Origin of the sequence: Acetobacter oryzifermentans, from assembly GCF_001628715.1 — a bacterium.
Lineage (GTDB): Bacteria > Pseudomonadota > Alphaproteobacteria > Acetobacterales > Acetobacteraceae > Acetobacter > Acetobacter oryzifermentans.
On sequence record NZ_CP011120.1, the window covers coordinates 1,470,563 to 1,490,370 of the forward strand.

General features: G+C 49.5%; 11 protein-coding genes and 1 riboswitch. Of the genes, 9 read left to right on the plus strand and 2 right to left on the minus strand.

Going from position 1 to position 19,808, the window contains the following annotated elements:
* The first annotated feature begins 10 nt into the window (after positions 1-10).
* Positions 11-8,569 (plus strand): GH36-type glycosyl hydrolase domain-containing protein, encoded by an 8,559-nt coding sequence (locus WG31_RS07095; protein ID WP_063354067.1) that lies wholly within the window; start codon positions 11-13, stop codon positions 8,567-8,569.
* Positions 8,570-8,634: 65 nt separating this feature from the next.
* On the plus strand, positions 8,635-9,975 hold the full coding sequence (locus WG31_RS07100) for an amidohydrolase family protein (RefSeq protein WP_063354068.1): 1,341 nt from the start codon (positions 8,635-8,637) through the stop codon (positions 9,973-9,975).
* Between the two features lie 101 nt (positions 9,976-10,076).
* Here WG31_RS07100 and WG31_RS07105 read toward each other — a convergent pair whose 3' ends face one another.
* On the minus strand, positions 10,077-10,610 hold the full coding sequence (locus WG31_RS07105) for a GNAT family N-acetyltransferase (RefSeq protein ID WP_063354069.1): 534 nt from the start codon (positions 10,608-10,610) through the stop codon (positions 10,077-10,079).
* A 178-nt stretch (positions 10,611-10,788) separates the two neighbouring features.
* A riboswitch (TPP riboswitch) is annotated at positions 10,789-10,908 on the plus strand.
* A 62-nt stretch (positions 10,909-10,970) separates the two neighbouring features.
* On the opposite strand from WG31_RS07105, the gene thiD reads away from it, so the two are divergent.
* Positions 10,971-11,774, plus strand: a complete 804-nt coding sequence (gene thiD / locus WG31_RS07110; RefSeq protein ID WP_063354070.1) for a bifunctional hydroxymethylpyrimidine kinase/phosphomethylpyrimidine kinase — start codon at positions 10,971-10,973, stop codon at positions 11,772-11,774.
* Positions 11,775-11,847: 73 nt separating this feature from the next.
* On the opposite strand, the gene WG31_RS07115 is transcribed toward thiD, so the two are convergent.
* Positions 11,848-12,150, minus strand: coding sequence for a hypothetical protein (locus WG31_RS07115; RefSeq protein WP_063354071.1), 303 nt, complete (start codon positions 12,148-12,150; stop codon positions 11,848-11,850).
* A 326-nt stretch (positions 12,151-12,476) separates the two neighbouring features.
* On the opposite strand from WG31_RS07115, the gene WG31_RS07120 reads away from it, so the two are divergent.
* Genes WG31_RS07120 through WG31_RS07145 form a run of 6 tightly spaced genes read left to right on the plus strand, consistent with a single transcriptional unit; the run spans position 12,477 to position 19,802 of the window.
* The gene (locus WG31_RS07120) at positions 12,477-12,914 is read left to right on the plus strand and encodes a DUF2946 domain-containing protein (RefSeq protein WP_035353767.1); all 438 of its coding nucleotides are present in this window, start codon (positions 12,477-12,479) and stop codon (positions 12,912-12,914) included.
* A 57-nt stretch (positions 12,915-12,971) separates the two neighbouring features.
* A complete protein-coding gene (locus tag WG31_RS07125; RefSeq protein ID WP_063354072.1) occupies positions 12,972-15,299 on the plus strand; it encodes a TonB-dependent siderophore receptor in 2,328 nt (775 codons plus the stop codon).
* Positions 15,229-16,989, plus strand: coding sequence for an ABC transporter ATP-binding protein/permease (locus WG31_RS07130; protein WP_082823156.1), 1,761 nt, complete (start codon positions 15,229-15,231; stop codon positions 16,987-16,989). The genes WG31_RS07125 and WG31_RS07130 overlap by 71 nt, the downstream gene beginning before the upstream one ends.
* 25 nt (positions 16,990-17,014) lie before the next feature.
* Positions 17,015-17,761, plus strand: a complete 747-nt coding sequence (locus tag WG31_RS07135) for a DUF72 domain-containing protein (protein WP_063354910.1) — start codon at positions 17,015-17,017, stop codon at positions 17,759-17,761.
* Between the two features lie 20 nt (positions 17,762-17,781).
* A complete protein-coding gene (locus WG31_RS07140; protein ID WP_063354911.1) occupies positions 17,782-18,429 on the plus strand; it encodes an SOS response-associated peptidase in 648 nt (215 codons plus the stop codon).
* 56 nt (positions 18,430-18,485) lie between these two features.
* Positions 18,486-19,802, plus strand: a complete 1,317-nt coding sequence (locus WG31_RS07145) for an Hsp70 family protein (RefSeq protein ID WP_082823157.1) — start codon at positions 18,486-18,488, stop codon at positions 19,800-19,802.
* Positions 19,803-19,808: the final 6 nt, after the last annotated feature.

The following is a 19,808-nucleotide window of genomic DNA, read 5'->3' on the forward strand; positions in this document are numbered from 1 at the left end:
GAGTTGGTACATGCATACAGAACCACTATCAGATACTGGCCCCAAAAATGCCCGACGTTCATTTTTGCGCCGTTTGTTTGGGGGGCATATTCACGTTCACATACAGGATGACCTCTTCCCGATAAAAAGCGAAATTTTTGGTATTGAACGCTTGGAGGCTCATGCCAGAAGCCTGGCGGCCGCACAGGCTGTTGTACCCGCCAAGCATAACCGACGCGGACAACCCCTTAAACGCAGGTTAGCTGAAAATGCCGCCCTGCTTGCCGCGGCCAATGAAACTGTTACCAAGGCTAGTCAAAGGGGCCGATTGCTACCGCCAGCAGCCCAGTGGTTGGCAGATAACTATGCCCTTATTGATATGCAGATTAGAGAGACCAGTCTGGATTTGCCGAGTGGGTATTATACGCGCCTTCCCAAACTTGCGAATGGCCCTTTTGTTGGTTTACCGCGCGTTTTTGGCATTACGTGGGCTTTTGTTGCGCATACAGACAGTTACTTACAGCCAGATTTTCTGCGTAAGTTTCTGCTTGCCTATCAAACGGTTGCCCCGCTTACGATAGGTGAGCTTTGGGCTGTTCCCATTACCTTGCGCATTGTTTTAATAGAAAACCTGCGCCGCATTGTAAGTGCCATTATAGATAGCCACGCAAGCCAGCAAGCGGCTGATCTTTTGGCTGATCAGCTTGCATCCGCCCGAAAGAACGATGCTGCTGCATTGTCCGCCATATTATCCCAAATAGACCCACGCATTATTACGCCAGCATTTACGGCGCAGCTTGCGCATCGTTCAAGAGGTATAGATCCAGAAAAAAACCCTGTTCTTGTGTGGTTAGAACAGCGCTTGGCAGATAAAAAAACAGATATTGAGCAAGGAATTCAAGAGTATTTACAAACGCAGGGTGCTTTTAACGCCACTATTCGAAATATTATTACTAGTCTGCGACATATTGCAGAATCTGATTGGGCAGAGATTTTTGAACAAGTTTGCTTGGTTGATACAGTATTTGCAGAATATGCAAGTTTTACATGCGCAGATTTTGCCAGCCGAGATCTCTACCGCAAAGCTATTGAGGATTTGGCCTATGGCAGCACTGTTGATGAAATTGATATTGCCAAGAAGGCTGTTTTTTTAGCGCAAGAAGCTGCTGCTTCCAATGCGTTTGATCAACGCAAGAATGATCCCGGTTATTATCTTGTGATGGAAGGGCGTTCCATTCTGGAAGCCTCTATAGGTTTTCGTCCCAATCTTTCCAGAAAACTGGCCCAAACATTCTGCCAAAGCGGCATTACAGGTTATGCCGTGGTTGTGTTTATGCTGGCGCTCATTTTTCTGACTGGGCCGGTGTGGCTTTCTTTTCAGGAAAATGTTTGGTTCCCGTGGGTTTTGTTGGTGGCTGTTCTGGCCTTTTCACCCGCATTGGAAGCAGCCGTTGCATGCATCAACTGGCTGGCTTTGCGTGTTACCAAGGTAACGGCATTGCCGGGGTTGGAGCTTTTAGATGGTATTCCCGTAAAATTGCGTACAATGGTGGTTATTCCTGCCCTTCTTACCAACGTCAAAACGGTGGATGAACTTTTATCCCGCTTGGAAGTCCACTATCTGGCCACTCATGATAGCGGTGTTTACTTTGCGCTTTTAACAGATTGGTCTGATCATTCAGAGGCATCTGCACCAGAAGATGATGCACTTTTCCAGTTAGCTTCTGCCGGTATTCACCATCTTAACGAAAAATACGGATCTGTGCCGGATGGCAACAGGTTCCTCCTTCTACATCGCCACAGGGTTTGGAGTGAGAGTGAAGGTGTATGGATGGGGTGGGAACGTAAGCGCGGAAAATTGCATGAACTAAACCGCCTGTTGCGTGGTGCGTCTGACACCACTTTTTTGGCAGAATGCCGCCATAATATTCCACAAGCTGTAAAATATATCGTCACGCTGGATGCCGATACACGCCTGCCCCTTGAAACAGTAAAAAAACTGGTGGGTAAACTGGCACATCCCCTTAATGCGCCGCAATTTAATGCAACAACCGGGCGTGTGCAGCAAGGTTATGCCGTTTTGCAGCCTCGTGTTACGCCATCTTTGCCTATCGGGCATCAAAGTACTTTGTTCCAGCGTATTTTCTCCGCGTCTAGCGGTATAGATGCCTATTCATCTGCAATATCAGACCTGTATCAGGATATGTTTGGAGAAGGGTCTTATGCAGGCAAAGGTATTTACGAAATTGATGCGTTTGAAGCCGCTTTGGCTGGGCGTGTGCCTGAAGCAACCCTTTTAAGCCATGATTTGTTTGAAGGTATTTTTGCGCGCGCCGGATTGGCTTCTGACGTTGAGGTGATAGAGGAATTTCCAACAGACTATTTGGTTGCAGCCCAAAGGCTCCATCGTTGGACACGAGGAGACTGGCAGCTACTTCCCTGGATTGTTTCAGGCATATTTCGCACCCCTTCCCCACGCAACAGTTTATCTGGAATTGCGCGTTGGAAAATGGTGGACAATCTGCGCCGCACCTTATGCGCACCCTTTACGCTTTTGGCTTTGATTATCTGCTGGGTTTTGTTGCCAGAAAACGCTGGTATCTGGACACTGTTTATTCTTCTGATTATGGCGATACCTGCTTTTTTGCCAGTTATTCCCGATATTGTGCCACGCCGGGAGTGGATCAGTTTTCGTAGTTATTTTAATGTTTTGGGGGCATCCATTTCCAATGCCGTTGTTATGACGGCACTTAATATCACGTTTCTGGTGCATCAGGCTTGTTTGTTAGGTGATGCCATTATCCGTACCCTTGGGCGTGTTTTTGTAACAAAGCGCTATTTGCTGCAATGGGTGCCAGCAGCGCAAACGGCGGATCTTCTGCAGTCCGGATTGCAACAATATTACCTGAAAATGCTCTCTGGCCCACTTATTGCGGTTATTCTTGTTCTACAAGTTACCATGCAGGATGTGGGAAACCTGATTTTTATTGGTCCTCTGGCTATTCTGTGGGCGTTTTCTCCTGCTATTGGGTTATGGACAAGTCGCGCAGCCGTTTTAACGGCCCAATCGCGCCCTTCCCGCACAGATATTCGCACTTTACGTCTTACAGCCCGCAATACATGGCGCTTTTTTGAAGAATTTGTAACGGCGAATGACCACATGCTTCCGCCAGACAACTTTCAGGAAGTTCCTTCTCCTGTTATCGCCAGACGTACATCGCCTACCAATATAGGGCTTTATCTTTTATGCACAGTTAGCGCCTATGATTTTGGCTGGAACGGCTTGGCTGATACAATAGATCGGCTTGAAAATACTTTTAAAACACTAGACAAATTAGAAAAATATAAAGGGCATTTATATAACTGGTACAGTACGGCTGATCTGGAGCCGTTGGCTCCTTTATATGTTTCTACTGTAGATAGCGGTAATTTTGCTGGTCACCTTGTCGCGCTGGCACGTGTTTGTTGTGAGTGGACTGCATATACAGCCCAACCCTCCATGTGGCGCGAAGGTATAGCAGATGCCATTACCCTTGCCATTACAGATCTTACCTTCCGCAATGGAGAACGGCTGCAGAATACAAAACAGCAAAAAGTTCTTATCCGAGCCCTCGCGCGGTTAAAAACATCTGTTCTGACGGCCCCTGAAGTCAAAACAGAGGAGAGTTTGCAAGCATTATTGAAACAGGCGCAAACCATAGCAGAACACGCAGCCCATCTTTATGCAGAAACCAATGCAGCCGAAGAACAAACAACGTCAGACCCACTTTTCTGGTGTGTGGCGCCATTAAAAGCGCTTGAAAGCCATTTGCGTGATTTGGACCATACGCATAACACGACCTTTGAAACCCGGCTGAAAGCATTGCAGAGCAAAGCAACTATGTTGGCGTACGGCATGGACTTTGCTTTTTTGCGTGATCCTGCACGCAAACTTTTGTCTATCGGGTTTGTTGTTACTGAAGATATCTCCGATAGTAACTGTTATGATCTGTTGGCCTCTGAATCTCGGCTCGCAGTCTTTTTTGCCATTGCAAAAGGAGACATTCCTGCGCGGGATTGGTTCCGTCTGGGTCGTGCTCTAACCTCTGCTGGCAGCGGAGCAGCATTGGTCTCGTGGTCGGGTTCCATGTTCGAATATCTTATGCCCTCTCTGGTTATGCGTGCGCCTATAGGTAGCCTGCTCCAGCAAACCAACGCGCTTATTGTGCAGCGCCAGATTGCTTATGGGCAGTCTCACAATATTCCATGGGGGATTTCGGAATCCGCCTATAATGTGCGGGATGTTGATTACACCTATCAATACTCAAACTTTGGCGTTCCGGGGCTGGGGTTAAAACGTGGCCTTGGGCAGGATAGAGTTGTAGCCCCCTATGCCACCTTGCTGGCCGCTATGGTTGATCCGCAAAAAGCTGTCGCCAATCTTTTTGTTCTGGAAAAAACAGGGGCACACGGTCGTTACGGTTTTTACGAAGCGCTAGATTATACCCCGGAGCGTGTGCCGGATGGGCAGGAAATGGCTATTGTGCAGGCTTACATGGCACACCATCAGGGCATGTCCATTCTTTCCGTGGCAGATGCAGTTCTGGACGGTATCATGAGAAAGCGCTTCCATGATGACCCCGTGATTGCCTCGGCCGAGCTGTTATTGCAAGAACGTGCGCCACGCACAGGCGCTGTGGCTCATCCTCTGCCAATAGAAGAATATCCTCTGCCGCGCTCGGAATTACCACAAGCGGCATCTGGTAGGTACTACGGCACGGATTATACGCCCGCACCCATTACGCACCTTCTTTCCAATGGTCGTTATACCGTCATGCTCACAGCAGCGGGGTCTGGCTACACAATGTGGCAGGGACAGGCCGTTACTCGGTGGCGGGAAGATCCAACGCTGGATAACTTTGGGTCTTATCTTTACCTGAAAAACGTAAAGACTGGGAAAGTATGGTCTGCTGGCATTCAGCCCTGTGGAGAGGAGCCGGATGATTACATAAGTGTTTTCCATGAAGATCGCGCCGAATTCACCCGGCGCGATGGCTCTCTAACAACAACTGTGGAGGTCATGGTTTCTGCTGAAGATGATGCTGATGTACGCTATCTGAGCGTTTTTAATGCTGGCTATGATAGTGTTGAAATAGATATCACATCTTATGCAGAGCTGGCTTTGCTTGCCCCAGATTCAGATCTCGCGCATCCGGCCTTTACCAAACTATTTGTAGAAACAGATTACCTGCCGGAAGCCAAAACCCTTATAGCAACCCGTAGGCGGCGTACCCCCGATGAGCCTGAAATCTGGGCTGCGCATGTAGCCGTGTGCTCTACCCCCATCACGGTGGAAACAAACCGTGCGCAGTTTATTGGACGCGGCCGCACAGCGCGATCTCCTGCGGCTTTAACGGGTAAAACACAACTATCTGGGCAAACCGGTACGGTGCTGGACGCCTGCTTTGCTATTCGTAGCCGCGTAAGCATCAAGCCCGGTGCTACAGCACGGATAACGTTTTGGACAATGGTTGCGTCATCCCGTCAGGAACTGGAGCGCTTGATTGAGGTGCATCAGGATGATACCGCGCTGGATCGCGCACGCACACTGGCCTGGACACAAGCGCAGATTCAGTTCCGACATTTTGATATTACCCCAGCAGAAGCAGATCTGTTCCAGCGTTTGGCGGGCCATATTCTGTTTGCAAATGCTGCTTTGCGCGCATCATCCGCAGTTATCATGCAAGGTATGGCTGCCCAGCCAATACTATGGGAACAAGGTATTTCTGGTGATCTGCCTTTAGTGGTTTTGCGCGTAAAGGATACGCCAGATACAGATATTATCCGGCAGGTTTTGCTGGCGCATGAATACTTGCGGCTTAAACAGGTTGCTGTTGATCTTGTGCTGATGAATGAGCACCCATCGTCCTATTTACAAGATCTACAGAACACGCTTGAAAACCTTGTGCGCTCTATGCCCAAAAGGGCAACTGTCGCGGGCTCTATCTGCATTTTGCGGGCAGATCTGATTTCCACACCGGTAAAGAATCTTTTATTGGCAGCTGCCCGCGTTGTTCTTTCGGCAGATAAGGGGCTGGCAGAACAGCTTGATCAGGCCAATGTGGCCGAAGCTCCTAAATCTGTTCTGTTTCAAACACCGCATGTGTTTACACCCAGCGCGTTCAAGGTGCCCGATATTCCTGAGCTTGAATTTTTCAATGGTCACGGTGGGTTTGCCCAGAATGGACAGGAATATGTGGTTGTACTCGCTTCCGGTCGCACAACGCCTGCCCCATGGATTAATGTTATTGCCAATGATACTGCGGGCTTTCAGGCTTCTGCCGAAGGAAGTGGTTATACATGGGCGCTAAACAGCCGTGAGCACCAGATTACTCCGTGGTCTAATGATCCTGTCAGCAATCAACCGGGCGAAGTTTTTTACCTGCGGGATGAAGATACCAAAGTATTATGGAGCCCAACGGCTGCCATCCGCCGAGATATAGATGCCACCTATGTCAGCCGGCATGGGTATGGCTATACGCAGTATGATCGTATTGCACACGGCATAGCCAGCACGCTTTTGCAATATACGCCGGTAAAAGACCCTATAAAGATTTCTCGCATTCAACTGCACAACCTATCAGGCCATGCGCGCACGCTTTCTCTTACCGGATATGTTGAGTGGGTGCTTGGGACGGCACGCGCCAAAACAGCATCTTTCATTACAACGCAAATAGATGACGCTACGGGAGCACTATTTGCTTACAATCGCTGGAGTGCCGTTTACGGAGGCCGCGTTGCCTTTGCTGATATTGGTGGCTACGTAACCGCCATTTCGGGAGACCGCACAACCTTTGTTGGCAGAAATGGCACGCTTGATAGCCCGTATGCCTTAACACTAGCCGATACCGTGCAGGGAAGCACCGGTGCTGGGCTTGATCCATGTGGTGTTTTGCAAACCATAGTCACCCTGCCCGCAGATGGCCACGTAGAAATTGTTTTTCTGTTAGGAGAAGCGGAAAACGAGGCAGAAGCCAGGCAGATGATTGCCCGTTATCGGATGGTTGATCTGGATACCGTTCTGGATGATGTCAAACAGCAGTGGCGCAGCATTTGCGGTTCTGTTCAGGTTAAAACCCCAGATCGCAGCATGGATATCATGCTGAATGGCTGGTTGTTGTACCAAACACTTTCCAGCCGCGTGCGCGCACGCGCAGGCTTTTATCAGGCCAGCGGCGCTTATGGTTTCAGAGACCAGTTACAAGATGGCATGGCCCTTGCGGTTTCGTGCCCTGCTCTGGTGCGAGAGCATCTGATACGGGCCGCTTCCCGCCAGTTTGTGGAAGGCGATGTACAGCATTGGTGGCTCCCGCAGACAGGAGCAGGCGTGCGCACCCATATTTCGGATGATTGCACATGGCTTGGTTACACGGTTGCGCATTACGTTAACACAACGGGGGATCTTGCTGTTCTGGATGAAACTATTGGTTTTCTGGAAGCCCCTCCGCTGCCCATAACCGAGCATGATAACTTTATGGTGCCAGCGCACTCGGCACAAAGTGCTACACTGTTTGAGCATTGTGCCCGTGCGCTTGATCGGAGCCTTGCTGTAGGCGTTCATGGCCTTCCTCTCATGGGCACGGGAGACTGGAACGATGGCATGAACCGTGTAGGAGAACAGGGCCGAGGGGAAAGTGTGTGGCTTGGCTGGTTCCTCTACACCACACTTGAGATATTTATCCCCATTGCCCGTGCTCGGAATGAAGATATGCGGGCTGATAAATGGCAGCAGCATACCCGCAAACTGGCCAAGGCGCTGGAACACACATGGGATGGAGATTGGTACCTGCGAGCCTATTTTGATGATGGCACGCCGCTGGGCTCTCACACCATGCCGGAATGTCAGATAGATGCCATTTCTCAATCTTGGTCTGTACTTTCTGGTGCAGCCACGCCAGAACGGGCCAACCATGCCATGCGCTCTGCCGTTCATCGGTTGGTGCGGGAGCAGGACGGGCTTATTCTTGTGCTTACGCCACCGTTTGATAAAGCCATGCCAGACCCCGGTTATATTCGAGGATACCCACCCGGCATACGTGAAAACGGCGGCCAGTACACCCATGCAGCGTTATGGACAGTTATGGCCATTGCAGCTTTAGGCGATGGCAATCTGGCCCAAACATTATTCCATATGCTTAACCCCATCAGCCATAGCCAAACACCGGAACAAGCCGCGCGTTACAGGCTGGAACCCTACGTTATTGCGGCTGATGTATATTCTGAAGCCCCGCATGTTGGGCGTGGTGGGTGGTCTTGGTACACAGGCTCTGCCGGTTGGATGCAACGGGTGGGAACCGAAACCATTCTTGGTGTACGCATTCAGGGGGACAAGCTTTTGATAGACCCCTGCATTCCGCAGCATTGGCCAGAGCTTGAGGTAACATTGCAGTGGAAAACAGCGCGTTACAGTATTCTGGTAAAAAACCCGGATCATGTTTGCCGTGGTATAAGAAAGATCACCATAGATGGCGTGCAAAGCTACATGACGCATGAAATAAATATGAAAGATGATGGGCTTTTACATAAAGTAGAAGTGATCCTTGGTTCATGAATATCTGATAAACATGGAACGAATATCACTTTCTTGCCGTTTATGACGCTATTAGGGAGATCAATATGCGCCGTATGCTTTTCATCACAACTGCTCTTTTTATAACAACGCCGGTGCTTGCTGCCTCGTCTCCCCCTATTGCGCTTACGCATGTGCGTATTGTGGATGGCACCGGAGCAGCCCCCATAGAAGATGGAACGCTTGTGATGCAGGGAGAGCATATTCTTGCGGTGGGCAAAAATGTGGATATTCCCAAAGATGCCAAAGTACTGGATCGTGCAGGAGATACCGTTCTGCCGGGCATTATTTCCGATCACAGCCACGTTGGGCAGTATGAGGGCGTTACCACGGGTTCTCAATTTTATACACGCGCCAATATTATGGCGGCGCTTGGTCAGTATCGTCGTTATGGTGTTACCACGGTTACGGCGCTGGGTAATAACGTGCCAGATGTGTTTGATCCGCTCCGTAAGGAAGCACATGCGGGTAAAACCCCGGCTGATCTGTTCGGTGTTGATCAAGGTATTGGTGTTCCCAATGGTGCGCCGCCTGTGAATGTGGCTCCCAACCAGCTTTTCCGCCCGAAAACCGCCAATGAAGCCCGAGAAGCCGTGGACACAATGGCAGATGAAGGCACGGATCTGGTTAAAATCTGGGTTGATGATTTTGATGGCACACTGCCTGTTAAAATGAGCCCGGATGTTATTGCCGCCGTTGTAGAGGAATCCCATAAACGCAAGCTCCGTGTGGCGGCGCATATTCATGATCTGGAAGACGCTCAGCATGTTGTGGCCGCCGGAGTGGATATTTTGGCCCACGGCATACGAGACAAACCCGTTACACCGGATTTGATTGCAACGCTTAAAGCCCGCGGGATCTGGTATATTGCCACCCTTCAGCTTGATGAAGCCACCACAGCATGGGCTGATCGCGCACCGTGGACGCAAACACCCTTTGCAACAGCCGGTCTTTCTGGCCCTCTACAAAAACAGATTAACGATCCAGCATGGCAGGCGCAGCACAAAACGGGCAAACAGGCCGATTTTGCCCGCACATCTTTGGCAATGAACCTACAAAACCTGAAAACATTGCATGATGCGGGCGTAAAAATCGGCTTTGGCACAGATAGCGGCGCCACCCCTTTACGAGTGCCCGGCGTGGCAGAACATCGGGAACTGGCCCTTACGGTGCAGGCCGGCCTGACACCTTTAGAGACTATTCATATCGCCACACAGAACGCAGCAGATTTGCTGGATCTTTCTGACCGTGGCGTATTGGCGCCGGGCAAACGGGCTGATGTGTTAGTTGTTACCGGTAACCCCGCAACCAACATTGCAAATGCCGACAAAATTATTGAAACATGGGAAAACGGCGTCGCCATTTCTGCGCCTGTACTGCAAAAATAAAAATCTGTGTGAATATCCCAGCCATTTCAATATATAAGGCTGGGATACTACGCTTTGCGGCTGTTTGATTGCCATTTGTGCTATAATAGGCTTGTAGCAGATTATGCGGGCTTAAAGTGGCTCAGGCTCAATTGCATAGCGCAGCGGGTTTGTTTGGAAAAACCACTTTTTACCTCATCTTGTAATATAGTAGCTAACCTTGGGCTTATTAAGCCTTCTGGAAGTATCTTGAAACCGAGACGCGCATAAAAAGGCGCATTCCACGGTAGATCACGAAAAGTCGTCAGAGTGACGGCTCTAAGGCCATATGCTTTTGCCCAACTACATGCCGTGTAAAGCAGCGCGGTGCCTATGCCCCGCCCCTGCTCTTTTTTGCAAACGGATATTTCTAGAATATGCAATTCCTGCGCGTATATTTGCGCACAAAGAAAAGCAATTGGGTGACCCTGCTTATCAATAGCAACCCAGCTTGTGCCTGTGGTTATGGCAGCAAGATGCGTATCCACCGGCAAAACGGCGTGATCGGCTATCCAGCTTAATGAAGGAATTTGCCGAAAAATCTGCGCGGCGGATTTTTCAATGAGCGGAAGAACAGGCGCATCCTTAATACACGCCGTACGTATGCTAAAAGTCATGGATAGTCATTATTCCGTAAAAAGCCTGTTCTAACTTCTTTTATACCGTAATTCTAAGAACACCTGCCTCTCATGGTGTCAAAGATACGGATATCACGCAGGCCGCTGTAAAACTGAAGACGTCCTCCAAACCTACCGTTAATATTACGTGCATAAAGCCCCTTGCCCTGATACGTTGCGTGTTACCGAGGGGGGCTCCGACATGGAGCTGAGATATTGCAAGGCCAAAAGGCAGCGCAATGACCCTTTGAACCTGATCCGGGTTATGCCGGCGAAGGGACAGGTTTGGCCACCCTATCCTTTTTTGCTGGAGTTTCGCGGCAGGAAGCTACGTTCTTGCGAAAAGGGAATTGCCTGACCATGATCGCCAATGTTTTGAGTATTGCCGGCACCGACCCCACAGGAGGCGCTGGAATTCATGCAGATATTAAAGCATTTTCGGCTATGGGGGCGTATGGCATGGCGGCCATTACGGCTGTGGTGGCCCAGAACACTCAAGGCGTACGTTCTTTTGTGGCCCTAGACCCGCAATTTGTGGGCGAACAGATTGATAGCGTGTTTGATGACGTGCGGGTGGATGCAGTTAAGATAGGGATGGTTCCCAACAGCAGCATTGCTGAGGTTATTGCAGACCGCCTGCATTATCATGGTGCAAAAAATATTGTGCTTGATCCTGTTATGGTGGCCAAAAGTGGAGATCACCTTCTGGAAGGCAACGCGGTAAGTGCTATCAGAGACTTTTTGGTGCCGCTTGCAACGCTTATTACCCCCAACCTGCCAGAAGCAGGTGTTTTGCTGAATGCTCACCCCGTATGGACGCTGGATGAAATGCGCTTACGGGTAAAAGAGTTGGCCAAGCTGGGTTCGGAATGGGTTTTGTTAAAGGGGGGACATCTTGAAGGATCAACGCAGAGTGTTGATCTGCTTTATGGTTCCGCTGGAAAAATTATTGAGTTTGCAGCACCACGCATCTGCACACGTAATGACCACGGCACAGGCTGCACGCTTTCTGCTGCAATAGCGGCTCTTCTCCCTTCTAAATCGGTTGAAGAAAGCGTGCGAGGAGCAAAAGCATATTTGCATGGTGCGCTTGCAGCGAGTGATACGCTTGATGTCGGGCATGGGCACGGCCCCCTGCACCATTTCCATCATTTGTGGAAATAATGTTTAGTCATCTGGTAACTGTATAAGGGTTTTATCGGCATCCAATTAAGTGATGCCGATAAACAGGGCGATCTTAAAGCTCGATATCCACTTCACGAATACCAGCGCGCTGTGTGGCATCCGGGTGGCCTTGGTGAAACGGCTCGTCAGCAAGCAGCTTTACATCGTTCAGGTCAGATACGGCAAGGCAATCCCACTGCCCTTGGGCAGGTACACGCTTTTCGTGTGTATCTACACCACGATACATCAGCACCTTTTCTACGCCATCCCCTTTCCCCAGAGCATAAGGTGAGCCTAGCTGCGGCTTGTCATGAAGCGTAAAAGCCACGGCTTTTTTCTGTTCAATGGCAGTCCGTAAAATGCTGTAAGCTGACATGGTTTGTTTCCTTTTTGTAGGAATAACAATCAGGCCTGAATTCGGTTTTGAAATACAGGAAGCCGATAAAAGCCTCATGCAGGCCTTTTATTGGGTTACGCTCCTTCATTCGCAAAAGCGATAGACTTGATATAGGAGCAGCTATACCTGCCCATACAACAGAACAGCCCTGCTGACCCCTGGCTTGTGCCAGATTATACCGTGCTTTTTACGTGTAACATGATCACGCCAACCACTCTTCCTTGACAAAAGGCAAATTATCTTCCTTTAACAAGTACACAATTTGGAGAGGATTTTTGTCTAGATCAGCCACCATGCACGCAAAAATGCGCCTGTTTGCCAGCCGATGGCTGGTGGCCATTTGTGTAATGGTGGGGCTTGTCGGACAGCTTTTTCTTCAAAGCCATGCGCAGCTTGGGGAAATGCCCCGTGTTACGCTTGAACGCCTTACTGGCCTTCATATTGGCCCTGCACTTAAAAGCCCGGCATGTCCTGATATGGATGATGCCATGGTAATGCCTGCGGATGATGAAGGGCATGATCCCGCACACCATTCGCATGATGATAACGGGTTCTGCCCTCTTTGCCCCTTACTGCAACTGCCCGATATTGTCTTTATTGGAGTTTTTGTTGCTTTAAGCATTATGCTGTTGGCAAAGCGGCAGATCTATCATGATCGTGCGCCACGGGCCCCGCCTGCTGGTGTTTTTACGGGTCTTCCCCATACACGTGGGCCGCCTCTGCTCCTGTCATGTCTTTACTGACAGGAACACGTTTTTGCGGCTGCTATTTGTAATATAGCAACTGTTATTCCCGCCTTAATGCGGGAACCAGCCTTATGTGCTGGATACATCAACCTGCCCTGTCAGCCTTTATGTATGACGCTGTCAGGACAGATATGTATGTCTCGTATTTTTCGAATACTCCCATGTTTTGGGGTTATGGTAGGCGGTCTTTCGCTTATTTGTGCGCCAGCCTCGGCTGCTTCCCTGCCCACCGCTTGCAAGCCAACCTCAGCCAATGCGCCTAAAAAGTGCAGTGCTTCTGGGTCTTCATGCGCGTGTTCATCTTCGGTAAATCATGCGTCTGCTGAAACAACCCATCAGAATATTACCGTATATGGATCTGGCACCCGGCATTCCTACACCGTGCCAACAATAGAAGCATGGGGGAAAACGCCAGTTGCGCTGAAGGATATTCCGCAGTCTGTATCTGTTATTACACAGCAGCGTATGGAAGATTCCAACATGCTGACAATGACAGATGCCATGCGCCAGATTAACGGTATTCGCGTTATGCCAGCTTCTACGGCCAATTCAAATTTCTACTCACGCGGCTACCAGCTTACAACTTCTGTGGACAGCACGCCAAATGCTTCCGGAACGCTGAATAACGCTAGTTTTGATCTTTCCATGTATGATCGTATCGAGGTGTTGCGTGGGTCTTCGGGCCTTTTGCAGGGGGCTGGTGGCGCGGGTGGCGTTGTAAATGAAGTTACCAAAAAACCGGGGCAGGATTTTGCGCTAACCGGCGCTGCCAGTGTTGGAAGTTTTAACAACTACCGTGCAGATGTGGATATGACGGTAGCGCTCAACAAATCCAAAACTCTTCGTTTCCGCACGGCGGATCTGTTTGAAGATAATAATTACTTTTACAAATACGCCCATACCCGCAAATGGCAAACCTATGGGGTGTTGGAGTGGGATATAACCCCGCGCACTACCTTTATGGTTTCTCACGCTGCGCAACAGCAGGATAATCAGGCCCCTTATTACGGTTTGCCGCTTACAACGGCCAATACGTTATGGTCTGGCAGCCGCTCTGCAAACCCCAGCCAGCGCTGGGGATATTCCAATTACATGACACAGCAGACCATTGCCTCACTTAACCAGAAGCTCTGGGGGGATTGGTCTGCAACCGCGCGCGGCACGTTTTATGATCAAAGCTATAATACGCTTTATAATGAACCATGGAACCAGATAGACCCCACCACAGGAACCCTACAGTATCGGGATCAAGGTATTTCCGCTTTTAAGGGTACGAACGCATCACACTCTGCAGATATTTATGCCCAAGGCAGTTTCCATTTTCTAAACCGCATGCATCATGCGCTTTTCGGCTTCAATTATAATTCGTACGAACAGGTTACGCAGTATGCCAACAACAACTGTAACGCCATCTATAACGATGTGAGCATAAACAACACGGATGTTGTTCAAAAACCTGCGGCAAACTGTTTTAACTATGCCACAAATGCCAATGGCTGGGGTAAGGATGATTACGCCTATCAATGGGGATTTTATGGCCAACTGCGGTTTGAGCTGACTAAAAAGCTCTCCCTTATTCTGGGCGGGCGTGCCTCACGCTATTACGAGAAACTCCGCGATATTGCTCCTGCACCAGCAACACAATGGCAGACAACATCCAATATACATGGAGAGCTGACACCTTACCTTGGATCTGTTTACCAAATTACGCCCCATATCTCTTGGTATGCCAGTTACTCCAGTATTTTCACTCCTTCTGTGGGGAAGGAAACCTATCGCGGTGGCGGGCTAACGCCCCAGCGTGGCAACCAGATTGAAACGGGCTTTAAGGCAGAATATTTTCATGGTCGGTTGAATGTTTCTTCTGCACTGTTCCGGATGGAGAGCGTAAACCAACCGGTGCAAGATCCGCTGCATTCACAATTTTACGTCACTACCGGGCCTATTCGCCGCCAAGGGTGGGAAATGCAGATTGATGGGCAAATCCTGCCTAATCTGGATGTGTCTATTGGTTATACGTACCTGGACACCAAAGTTTCCAATTCCCGCGTAAGCGATTTTGGCGGTGTTTATTCCCCACATCACATGTTCAAATCTTGGGTGCATTACACTGTGCCAGATGGACGGCTGAAAGACCTGAACATAGGGGTTGGAATAGATGCCAACAGCAATCTACGCGGAAGTTACGCCACAACCGTACAGGGCGGATACATGACAATGGACGGCATGATTGGTTATAAAATCAACCGTAACCTGCGCCTGCAACTAAATGCATATAACCTGACAAACCGCCATTATTACGAACGCGCCAGTGGTATATGGCAGTTCAACTTTCCCGCAGCCCCTCGTAATTTTATGGCAACGCTTCGTGCTACGTACTGATAAACCTTCTCCTTCCCACTCTCTTGCGGATTGGAAAATCCTGTTTCCTTTTTGGGTATCCGCAGAAAAGTGGAAAGCATGGGGCCTGCTGGGCCTGATTATTGGGCTTTCTCTGCTTTATGTGCGTACGGCCGTATGGTTGGGTATTTGGGATCAGAAATTTTTTGATGCCTTTTTTGCGTTCCATGTGCGCAACGCCTTGGGCATGTTACCGATTTATATTGCGGCTTGCGCTCTTTCGGCTGGCATTTACGTGCTGCAAACTTACCTGACACAGATCCTTTCCATGCGTTGGCGCTTATGGAACACAAAGGTCTATCTTCAACGCTACCTAAAAAATGCTACCTATTACCGTTTGGAGCATGATGCCACGCAGGCAGATAACCCAGACCAGCGTATTGCAGATGACCTTGCGCAAATGACAACCCTTGTCCTCAAACTGGGGTTGGATGCTATTCAGGCGGTTATGACGCTGCTGTCATTCTCTATTGTTTTATGGGAAATCGGCGGCGCGTTATCTGTGCCGCTTTGGGGGCATGTTTATCATATTCCCGGTTATCTGTTTTTTGGAACAGTTATTGTTACCGTATTGGTTTCTTTACTTATAGAAAAAGTAGGTGGCCCCTTAGTTCATGCCGATTATCAGCAACAACATTATGATGCTGATTTGCGTGCAAGCCTGCTTGATTTGCGGCGTAATTCTGAGCAGGTTGCTTTTTATAAAGGGGAAGACGCTGAACATCTGCGGTTTTCTACCCATCTTGCACACATCGCCAAAAATTGGCGCAAGGTTGTGCATTACACATGGCGCGCTAATTTTGTAGGAACGTTTTATAATCAAACAGCTTCCATTATTTTATGGGTTTTGCTTGTGCCCAAAATTATGGCGCATGCGCTTACGTTTGGCACTTATGCGCGTATTAATGCCGCATTCATGCAGGTTCGAAGAAGTTTGCAATGGTTTATTGATAATTACACGGATCTGGCCGGTTTACGTTCTACATTGCAACGTCTTGCTGAATTTGAACGCATAATACAGCAGAAGCCTACCCAAGGCATTGTGTGCAAACCCACAAACGAAAATACAGTTTCAACCCATAATTTGGTTCTTAATCTGCCTTCCGGGCAAACATTGCTGGACTTTGGCACCCTAACATTTCAAGCGGGTGAGCGATGGGCTATTTATGGTGCATCAGGCAGCGGAAAAAGCACGTTTTTACGCAGCTTAGCCGGGTTATGGCCTTATGGCAGTGGAGATGTGTGCCTTAACAGTGCAAAGGCTATGTTTGTTCCGCAGCAAAGCTACGTACCAACGGGCTCTTTACGGCAAGCCCTTTCCTACCCCTTACCCCTAGAGCAACATAACCTGCACGCCTATGAGGCTGCCCTTCATGCGGTTAATCTGGGGGAATACGTATCTCGTCTAGATGAAGATCAAGTATGGGAGAATATTTTGTCTGGTGGCGAACAGCAGCGTTTGGCCTTGGCACGGGCCTTTCTATTTCGCCCTTCCATTCTGTTTCTGGATGAAGCCACGTCTGCCATGGATACTGCCAATGAACGCTGCCTTTACGATGCGCTGCTAACCCTCTTGCCGCAGTGTACAATTATCAGCGTAACTCATCACAAAGCACTGCAAGATTATCACCAGAAACAAATTATTTTGCAAAATGGCAGGGCCTTCTTTTAACCTTAGGACATTAAGGCAGATTATTATGCCTATTCGCATCGGTGTTGCGGGCTGGTCGGTTCCAAGCAAACTTGCCGCAGAATTCCCTTCAGCCGGCACGCATCTTGAACGCTACGGTACGCGTTTTTCTGCTGTGGAAATTAACAGCAGCTTCTATCGTCCTCATCAGCAAAAAACTTACGTGCGCTGGGCAGCAAGCGTACCGCCAGATTTCCGCTTTTCCATCAAACTCCCCAAGGCAATTACGCATGAGCAGCGTTTTGTGGGATGTCAGGATCTTGTTACACGTTTTGCTGAGGAAACCAGTGGTTTAGGCAATAAGCGCGGCCCCATTCTGGTTCAGCTACCTCCAAATTTTGCTTATCCTGGAGAGATTGCAGAACAGTTTCTTCATGATTTGAAAGCCATAATCAACGGCCCTGTTGTGCTGGAACCAAGGCATGAGAGCTGGTTTCAGCCAGAAGTTGATAAGATGCTGAAAAGGCAGCATGTCTCACGGGTTGCGGCAGATCCGGCCAGATTTGCTTCTGCCGCACTGCCCGGAGGCTGGAATGGGCTCGCCTATTTTCGGCTACACGGTTCTCCGCGCATTTATGAATCACTGTATAGTGTAGAAACTGTGCAGGCGCACGCAAACAGCGTTGCTGCGTTGAATGCATGTGGCACAGATGTGTGGACAATTTATGATAATACCACCTTTGGTGCAGCCACACAGAATACACTTGAACTGATAGAAGCGTTAAAGCAGCCGCATGGTCATCTTATGGATTAATGCGCCTTTGGAGCAAGCAGATGTGTAATCTCTATTCCATGACATCCAACCCACAGGCCATTCGCAAGGTTGCAAAGGTGGCGGTAGATCTCACGGGCAATCTTCAGCCTTTGCCAGATATTTACCCCAACACAATGGCGCCAATTGTGCGCAATACTGCGCAAGGGCGAGAATTGATGATGGCACGTTGGGGTATGCCTACGCCTCCAAATTATCTTAAGGGGCATAAGGTGGACCGGGGTGTGACCAACATTCGTCACCCAGCCTCTCTGTGGTGGAAACGTTGGGAGCATGTAACGCATCGCTGTCTTGTGCCACTTACAGCTTTTTCTGAACCCACGCGCCTGCCAGATGGTAAATCACAACCCATATGGTTTGCTCGTAATGATGATGAGCCTTTGGCATTTTTTGCGGGTATCTGGTGCCAGTGGACATCCGTGCGCAAATTGGCGGACGGAGAAACAACGGATGACCTCTTTGGGTTTTTGACCACAGAAGCCAACCGAGAAGTTGGGGCAATCCATCCCAAGGCTATGCCAGTTATTCTCACACAGCCGGAAGAATTGGATATATGGATGAATGCGCCAGCAGAAGAAGCCCTTCAACTGCAACGGCCCCTGCCGGATGGTGCGTTGAAGGTGATTGTTCCAACTCATGCCCTGAACTAATATCCCGTTCTTTATCAGGAAAACGCAGATATCTGGCGCAGTAGCGCATCAGAGGCATAGACAGTATGCCAAGTGGGCACTATTTTCCGCCAGCCATGACTATTTCAGCCCGCCCCATCCAGATCGGCATTGATTTCGGTACGACCAATAGCGTCATCGTTATCGCACGTCCTGATCGTACCATCCAGACCATTTCATTCCCCACACCGGATGGTGGTTCCTCTGAAACCTGCCCCACACTTCTTGCTTTGTGGCAAGAAATGGAAGGTGGCAGGCGGCTGCTCCAACGTGCCGTAGGCGCTTATGCTGTTGAGGCGCATCTTGATGATCCGTCCGAAACGCGCCTTATCATGTCCATGAAGTCCTACCTGGCTCAATCCAGCTTCCGTGAGACACAGGTATTTAGCCAGCGCCTTTCGTTGGAAAATCTGATTGCCACTTTCCTGCGGGAATTGATGGCGCTTACAGATATTACCCCGGCAGAATGCCATGTTACGGTTGGGCGGCCGGTCCATTTTGTGGGCGAAAATGCAGATAATGCTTTGGGTGAAGCTCGGTTGCGGGCGGCATTTAAGCAAGCAGGGTTTGCCGATGTTAGCGTTATGATGGAGCCAGAAGCGGCTGGCTGGCGCTTTATGCAGCGGTTGGATCGGCCCGCAACAGTGCTTGTGGGAGACTTTGGCGGCGGCACGAGTGACTTTTCGATCATGCGTTTTGACCCCGCCAGCAACCAACAGGCGCAACCTCTTGGCCATACAGGTGTGGGGTTGGCTGGGGATCAGTTTGATTTCCGTATTATTGATAATGTTGTGGCCCCTTACCTTGGACGTGACTGCACGTTCCGCATCATGGGGGGCGAGCCTCTTCCGGTGCCTATTGAGTGGTATCATTCTCTAGCACGCTGGCACCGTCTCTTTCTTATGCGCACACCGCGTATTCTTAACGAGATTGCAGATGTTGCCCGAACAGCTTCTGAACCGGAAAAGTTAAAAAGCCTGATCGAGCTTATTCGTGAACAGCATGGGCAGGAACTTTACAACGCAGTTTCCGCTACCAAACGCGCTTTGTCCTCTGCTGAAAGTGCTGAGCTTTCTTTCTCGCAGCCCGGTCTAGATATTAAAACAACCGTTTCTCGTGCAGATTTTGACCGTTGGATTGCCCCAGATATTGCCAAACTGGGTGAAGGTATTGACCAAGCGCTTCGTCAAGCCTCTCTGGCTCCAGAGCAGATTGACCGGGTGTTTCTAACTGGGGGCACATCTTTTGTGCCAGCAGTTAGGCAACTCTTTACCTCTCGGTTTGGAGAAGATCGGGTTGAATTGGGTGGGGAGTTTGTTTCTGTTGCTGAGGGGTTGGCGTTGGCTTCTGTGTAGCTCTTG